Source organism: Coleofasciculus chthonoplastes PCC 7420 (assembly GCF_000155555.1).
GTDB classification, from domain to species: Bacteria; Cyanobacteriota; Cyanobacteriia; order Cyanobacteriales; family Coleofasciculaceae; genus Coleofasciculus; species Coleofasciculus chthonoplastes_A.
Genome location: NZ_DS989850.1, coordinates 129,381 through 136,256 on the forward strand (window position 1 = coordinate 129,381; position 6,876 = coordinate 136,256).

Annotated in this window: 7 protein-coding genes and 1 pseudogene; 7 read left to right on the forward strand and 1 reads right to left on the reverse strand. The window is 42.5% G+C overall.

What is annotated here, in order from left to right; genetic code table 11:
• Nucleotides 1-55 precede the first annotated feature (55 nt).
• From MC7420_RS15255 to MC7420_RS15265, 4 genes and pseudogenes are all read left to right on the forward strand, one after another.
• Nucleotides 56-1,189, forward strand: a complete 1,134-nt coding sequence (locus MC7420_RS15255) for a serine/threonine protein kinase (protein WP_006101462.1) — start codon at nucleotides 56-58, stop codon at nucleotides 1,187-1,189.
• Between the two features lie 42 nt (nucleotides 1,190-1,231).
• Nucleotides 1,232-2,041, forward strand: a pseudogene (locus MC7420_RS42535) (serine/threonine protein kinase); the annotation flags it as partial.
• Between the two features lie 27 nt (nucleotides 2,042-2,068).
• Nucleotides 2,069-3,031 carry a type IV pilin-like G/H family protein gene (locus tag MC7420_RS42540; RefSeq protein WP_269546292.1) on the forward strand — a complete coding sequence of 321 codons (963 nt, stop codon included), beginning with the start codon at nucleotides 2,069-2,071 and terminating at the stop codon, nucleotides 3,029-3,031.
• Nucleotides 3,032-3,133: 102 nt separating this feature from the next.
• On the forward strand, nucleotides 3,134-3,904 hold the full coding sequence (locus tag MC7420_RS15265) for a hypothetical protein (protein WP_006101446.1): 771 nt from the start codon (nucleotides 3,134-3,136) through the stop codon (nucleotides 3,902-3,904).
• Between the two features lie 27 nt (nucleotides 3,905-3,931).
• On the opposite strand, the gene MC7420_RS15270 is transcribed toward MC7420_RS15265, so the two are convergent.
• The gene (locus MC7420_RS15270) at nucleotides 3,932-4,999 is read right to left on the reverse strand and encodes a DNA cytosine methyltransferase (RefSeq protein WP_006101468.1); all 1,068 of its coding nucleotides are present in this window, start codon (nucleotides 4,997-4,999) and stop codon (nucleotides 3,932-3,934) included.
• 142 nt (nucleotides 5,000-5,141) lie between these two features.
• On the opposite strand from MC7420_RS15270, the gene MC7420_RS15275 reads away from it, so the two are divergent.
• The 3 genes from MC7420_RS15275 to gshA form a co-directional block, all read left to right on the forward strand.
• Nucleotides 5,142-5,342 (forward strand): hypothetical protein, encoded by a 201-nt coding sequence (locus MC7420_RS15275; protein ID WP_006101573.1) that lies wholly within the window; start codon nucleotides 5,142-5,144, stop codon nucleotides 5,340-5,342.
• Between the two features lie 32 nt (nucleotides 5,343-5,374).
• Complete coding sequence (locus tag MC7420_RS15280) at nucleotides 5,375-6,289, forward strand: histone deacetylase family protein (RefSeq protein ID WP_006101553.1); 915 nt, start codon at nucleotides 5,375-5,377, stop codon at nucleotides 6,287-6,289.
• 152 nt (nucleotides 6,290-6,441) lie between these two features.
• The coding region (gshA, locus tag MC7420_RS15285; protein ID WP_044207552.1) for a glutamate--cysteine ligase at nucleotides 6,442-6,876 on the forward strand (435 nt) is incomplete at its 3' end.

Consider the following 6,876-nt stretch of genomic DNA (forward strand, 5'->3'; position numbering starts at 1 on the left):
TAAGCTTCCTAGATTCAGAGATAGGTCTGAGTAACCCCATTCCGGAAGCGCCCTCATGCTACAAGCCAAACAACTCTTACAGAATCGCTACCAACTGCAAAAATGCTTCTCCCAAAATGCGGGGCGTCAAACCTGGCTAGCTGAAGATACCACCCAAACACCACCACAACAGGTAATCGTCAAGCTACTGGCGTTTAGTCCTCAGATGGAGTGGGACGAGTTTAAACTCTTTGAACGCGAAGCGCAGGTTCTCAAAGCGCTGAACCATCCCCGCATCCCAAAACATCGGGATTATTTTTCTTTAGATGAACAGATGGGTCAAGGGTTGTGTTGGTTTTGTTTAGTACAGGATTATATTCCCGGTCAATCGCTTCAGCAATTACTTAATCAGGGGAAGCATTTCACACTCGCTCAGGTACGTTCCATTGCGATTCAAATTTTAGAGATTTTGAGCTATTTACATGGGTTGAATCCGCCTGTACTACATCGCGATATTAAACCCAGTAATTTAATTTTTCAAGAGGATGTCGATACGGCTCAAGGTGCATCTGTCTATTTAGTTGATTTTGGCGCTGTCGCTGACCCCACTGTGGTTGAAGGAGTCACGTTTACCGTTGTCGGTACAGCAGGTTATGCCCCCCTCGAACAATTTTGGGGTAAAGCAGTTCCCGCCTCAGATTTATATGCGTTGGGCGCTACATTAATTCATTTATTAACGGGGACAGCACCCGCTGATTTACCTCAGCAAAATTTACGCATTCATTTTCGCGATAGGGTCAGTTTAAGTCCTAGTTTTGTGAATTGGCTGGAATCCCTCACTGATCCAAATTTGGAGCGGCGATTTAATTGCGCGTCTCAAGCCTTGTCAAACCTGAAAAATAGTAATCGGCACTATGTTGATAAGACTCGGCACATTCATCGCACACAAAACAAATGCTTATCCAGGAAAAATACTTTACGCTCATGGACTATTTCAATACCAACAAAGATTATAGTTGATATTTTTTTAATTATAATCTCGATTATTTGTTTGATCACTACCTTGGTAGTTGCCTTTTATATGTTGGGTCTTGGACTCTGTTTTCAGGATTGTGGAGATGGGCAATTCTTGCTAATGTTGGCATTATTACCTTTCCTTTTTATTGCATTCAATATAGCCTCAAAAATTGTAGAAAGTTTCAAAGATTAGCCTGATAAGATCAAGATTTATGAAACAGGTGAAAAATATATTATGTTCAATACAATGTGTCAGTTGACGAGACGCTATCAACTTCAAGAAAAAATTAGCGAAAGACCGAGTCGTCAGACTTGGCTAGCCCTTGATTTAGCCTCCGAATCTAAACAACAATTAGTCATTGTTAAATTACTCCCCTTTAGTCCCCAGATGCAGTGGGAGCATCTCAAATTATTTGAACGGGAAGCTCAGGTACTCAAAAATATCAATCATCCCCGGATTCCTCGCTATCTCGACTATTTTTCAGTGGACGAGGAAGATGGTACTGGATTACGTTGGTTTGCCTTAGTACAAGAATATATTTCTGGTCAGTCTTTGCAACAGTTGCTTGATCAAGGTAAACGTTTTACCGAACATCAAGTCCGTTGCTTTGCTGAAGAGATTCTGACTATCTTAACCGACTTGCATGAACTGAGTCCCCCTATTATCCATCGCGACATTAAGCCGAGTAACCTAATTTTAGGAAAAAACAATCAAATCTATCTGGTTGATTTTGGTGCGGTGCAAGATAAAGCTAAAGCTGAAGGTGTCACGTTTACTGTCGTCGGAACTAGCGGCTATACACCACCAGAACAACTCTGGGGACGTGCTGTACCCGCCAGTGATCTTTACGCCTTGGGAGCAACGTTAATTCATCTATTAACGGGTATTGCTCCTGCTAATTTACCGCAGTCTGAGATGCGACTGGACTTTCAGACAAATATTCAAGTTAATTTAAATCAGGTTTTTGCGAAATGGCTTGAGATGATGACTGAACCAGCGCTAGAAAAACGCTTTTCTCAAGCCCGTAAAGCTAAATCAGCATTGCTAGAGCTTAATACAGTTCATCGAGAAATGATTGCTAAATCTCTACAGAGTAGCAGTCAAAGCACTAGACATAACCCTCGTTTCTTACGTCTTTTGCGTTTAATTACACTTCAGTTTAGCCTTGCTGCTTTTGCTGTTTTTGGCTTAATATTGCCTACGATAAAGACGCTTAAGACAGCACAAGCCAAACGAACTATTGATTCAATGGATTTGGAGCAAAGCGATAATTTTATGCGAAAAAATAAGTTCTTACCTTCTATTCTTTTTCTTGATGTAAACAGAGGAGGCTCAAATTATACCTATTCAACTCATGCTACTCCCTTATATGCTTTGAACTATGCCATTCCTAAGCAAAGGAACCTTAACAGCCTTGTCAGTGGTGTATTCTTAGATTTAGATAGCCTGGAGTCCAATTACTTAACAACTGTAAGGATTTTATGTGAGTCGAAATCTTCTGGAAAAACACCTCCTGCTGCTCCAGTTGTAAAAAATGGGGTATTAGAATGTGGAGTGGGTACAAAAAGAGTAGCTTCTTATTATTCAGGAACATCTGTGATTTGGGGAGAAGAAGAAAAATTGCTTTATGAATCGTTAAATTCTGCAAAAAATGGCAACTATACTCAAGCCCTAAATATGGCTGAAACGCTACGAAATGACGCAACTAAAGATAAGGCATTTGCCGCAATTCTATACGAGTTAATAGAAGCCAAACAGTATGAACAAGCCTTGAAAATTGCTGACACGATGCAACAGCCTAGTTATCGAGCGATCGCGCTAGCGGCTATGGGTGAATTTGAGCAAGCCATTCACGTTGCTAAAACCATTGAAAAGTTCTCTGTAAAAGCCAGTACCTTGGATACAATCGTGCGCGAGTTAGCGGTTGCGGGGAAGTCTGATCGCGCCCTGGAAATAGCTGAAACCATCCAATCGTACTATGGGAGTAGGGAGAAAATGTTACAGGCGATCGCGAACTATCGAAATGCTCAGTAAGCAACACCAGCCAAGTTTACATTACCCTAAGCCTTTTCCTTCGGAAGGAGTAAGCCGTTAGTATGGATAGATTGCTACTAAAAGTTTTATGGAGACATTAGTGTGGCAGGAAATGAAAAAGCTATATGCGAGTTTCTCTTCTTAAATATAGGGCGCATTAATCTCAAGCACATTGGTCTACTTCGACAAATAGGGATTCCTGACAAAAACCATCCGGGTTATCGTCTAGCAGAATCTCTAAGTGATATATCGACTCTATCAACAACAGATTCGAGGAAAAAAGCAGATGTTTATCTGAATGGTAAAGGGGTTTCTCTCAAACAAGCTGGGAGTTCATTTTCATTTAATCGCTTACAGAGAGCTAATCTGATTCAAGTCTATTCACGGTTAGGATTAGCTGCTCCTCAGACAATCTTAACTCAGCTTGATCAAGAAATTCACCGATTCCATCAAGGACTCCTTTCAAGCAGAGATCGCCCTTGGCAGAATTTTTTCTCGGAAAATGATTTCAAAACACTTTTAAAATTTTTGATGATGTTAGGGAGTCCTAATTTAGGAATGTCACAACACCCAGCCGAATTAATTTTAGAAGCGCCAGCGACTCAGATAAGTCAAGATACTATCAAAATTTATTCTTTTGATGAGTATTTCAATCGTTACAAGGAAAGGTTACACATAGCTATCAGGCGACAATGGATAGGACAAACAAGTAAGAGCGAACATGGAAGAGCGATGAGTCTTGCCAAAAAGCAAGATAACTTACCTTGGGTTTTTGACGACGTAGTTGGAACTCCCAGAGGAGGATGGAGAAATGATATTGATAAAGCCGATAGGAAAACCGTCTATTTTTTAATGATTGAAAAGAAAAAATAGATGGTGGAATCAAAATATAACGCTTAACTAAGATGTTGTTATAGGGTGAACCTGTATCTGGTTTGGTTTATTGGGGGAGTCTGCGGCTAATAAATCTTGGTATATACTTTTGGCTAAAGCATAGCTTAAATTGACTGGAACAGCATTACCAATCATTTTGTACCCAGCCGCTAATCGTTCATAGTAAAAAATAAAGTCATCGTCAAAGGTTTGAATTCTCGCACATTCTCGAACTGATAAACGTTGGTAAGGATTGGGTGATTGAGGGTCAAATATCCATTTATCCTTTCCGATATGAATCATTTTATTTGCCTGGGGATGGATTGGTGCATGACGACCACCCGCCTGAATGGTAAATGATGGTTCATTCCAGGAACGAACCCGGTTACGAGACATATAAATACTGGAGAATCCACCAACCATATATTCATGATTAGCCACGAGACAGTCTTCCCCGCGTGTCTTATTATTGCTAAATGCCGGGATTGCTGATTCTCGCAAATTCCAAATAGCATCTCGCAAGGTAAACATACGATATCCAGGCACTAAAGTGTTAAATTTAAAGCATTTATTTAAGTCAATATGATAACCAATGAAAATGACTCGCTTTCTATCTTGAGGCACATTATAGTGCCGAGCATTCAAAAGTTTGTAGGAAATGACATAGCCAGCTTCCTCAAAGGCTGCAATAATGTTGCGTAAAGCATTTTCGTGCTTTTTGTGTAGCATACCAGAAACATTTTCCGCCAAGAAAAAGCGAGGTTGCTTGTCTTTCAAAATCCGGATATACTCTAAAAATAATCTGCCGCGATCATCATTGATTCCCTTTTGAGTACCTGCCTCACTCCAACTTTGGCAAGGAGGACCGCCAACAATCCCGAAGCAGTCTGGAATGTCCGCAGAAGGAACGTGCCGAATATCACGCCGATCAAGAAATGTATTGGGATGATTACTTTGATAAGTTTGCCATATATCTTTGTCATATTCATTTGCCCATACCACATTAAAGCCTGCTTGACGAAACCCTAGATCGAGTCCACCGCAGCCGGAAAATAAAGAGACTATCGCTTTTTCCTTTAAGTTTGACTGTTCCATTTTGACGACCTACATCCTGTAGAAGAGTTGAAAAGTCTTTGCTTTAGTCTTAATATTTAATTAGCTAATTAGCTAGTTGTCAAGTTAGCTGTTTAGCTAGGGTACAATTAGCCTAACGGGACTTAACTTAATCACTGGGTTAATGGCACAGACGCAAAGAAAACCAGTATACGTACAGCCAAAACACCATGAAATTTTAAGACGCATTGCTTTTGAGCAACGTTGCAACATTTCTGATGTGTTAGATGCCGTCTTGGAACAAGCGGACTGGGAAACAATAACGCAAGAGGCGAAAAATAAGCCTGTACAGCGATCAATGAAACGGGGAGGAACCAATCAATGACAATAGTTCATGACTGAGTAGCTACCACCGTCATGAACCTGCCAATCGTCTATCACCCCGACTACGTTACCCCCCTTCCACCCGGACATCGTTTTCCCATGTCCAAATTCGGCAAACTCTGTGAACTCCTCCTCGCCGATACGATTGTCACTTCTGAACAAATCCACACTCCCAATCCTCCACCCAGAGAATGGATTCAACTCATCCACACCCCTGACTACATCCAAGCCTACTGTAACGGTACACTTGACCCGAAAGCCCAGCGCCGCATTGGATTACCTTGGAGTCCCGGCTTGGTGACGCGAACCTGTACGGCGGTTGGCGGGACAATCCTGACGGCTCAACTTGCCCTGACTCATGGTATTGCTTGTAATACGGCGGGAGGAACTCATCATGCCTTTCCCAGCTATGGATCAGGTTTTTGTATCTTTAATGATTTAGCGATCGCGACTCGTGTTCTCCAGACTATGGGATTAGTTCAAAAAATCCTAATTCTTGATTTGGATGTTCATCAAGGAGATGGTACGGCGTTTATTTTCCAAAATGACCCCACTGTCTTTACCTTCTCCATGCACTGTCAGGTCAATTTCCCCGCCACTAAACAAAAAAGTGATCTTGACATTCCTCTCCCTGTGGGTATGGATGACGATGCTTACCTACAAACCTTAGCCCACCATCTCCCTGATATCTTGTCTGAGGTTCAGCCTGACTTAGTTCTCTATGATGCTGGAGTAGACACCCACGCATGCGATCGCTTTGGTAAGCTAGCCTTAACCGATACGGGAATTTACCGCCGTGAAATGCAGGTACTCAGCACCTGTATCGCCGCAGGCTACCCTGTCGCCAGTGTGATTGGGGGCGGCTATGGAGATGACATGAAGGCTTTAATCTACCGTCACTCTCTCCTCCATCGTGCCGCTAATGATGTTTATCGCCATCAGACGTAGTAGGCTGGGCATTGCCCACCTTACATACGGTTAATGATGTTGATCATCATCGGGTGTGAAGAAGACAAGGAATGGAAACTTTATAATCAATCTCTCAGCACTGATACACTTGAAGAGTTAAGAGGTTGCTCTACCCAGCTCTAGGAGATACTGTGCTGCTATCGAAAGGCTTTGAAATTGAAATGTATACTGGCACTCCCCAAGGGGAAATTGTCGGTCTGTCTGATCGGATTGTGGCATCCTTGGATGGCTTCATGCGGGAACCGGATACCCGCAATGTCGAATATACCACGGCTCCTTTATGCTGCTACGATCGCCTCTTATGCGCTTTGGTACGCCCACGCCAGCACCTCCGCACTTATCTGAAAACTCTGGGAAACTACACCCTGATTCCCGGCAGTACCCTGTCTCTAGGGGGGAGCGATCGCTTCTACCGCTCTGACCCGCAAAACCCTTATCATGACTACATTGAGCAAACCTATGGCAGTAATGTGGTCACCGCCAGTGTTCATATCAATGTGGGCATTTCTGACCCAGAACTGCTGATGCAAGCCTGTCGTCTGGTACGGGTAGAAGCCCCCTTATAC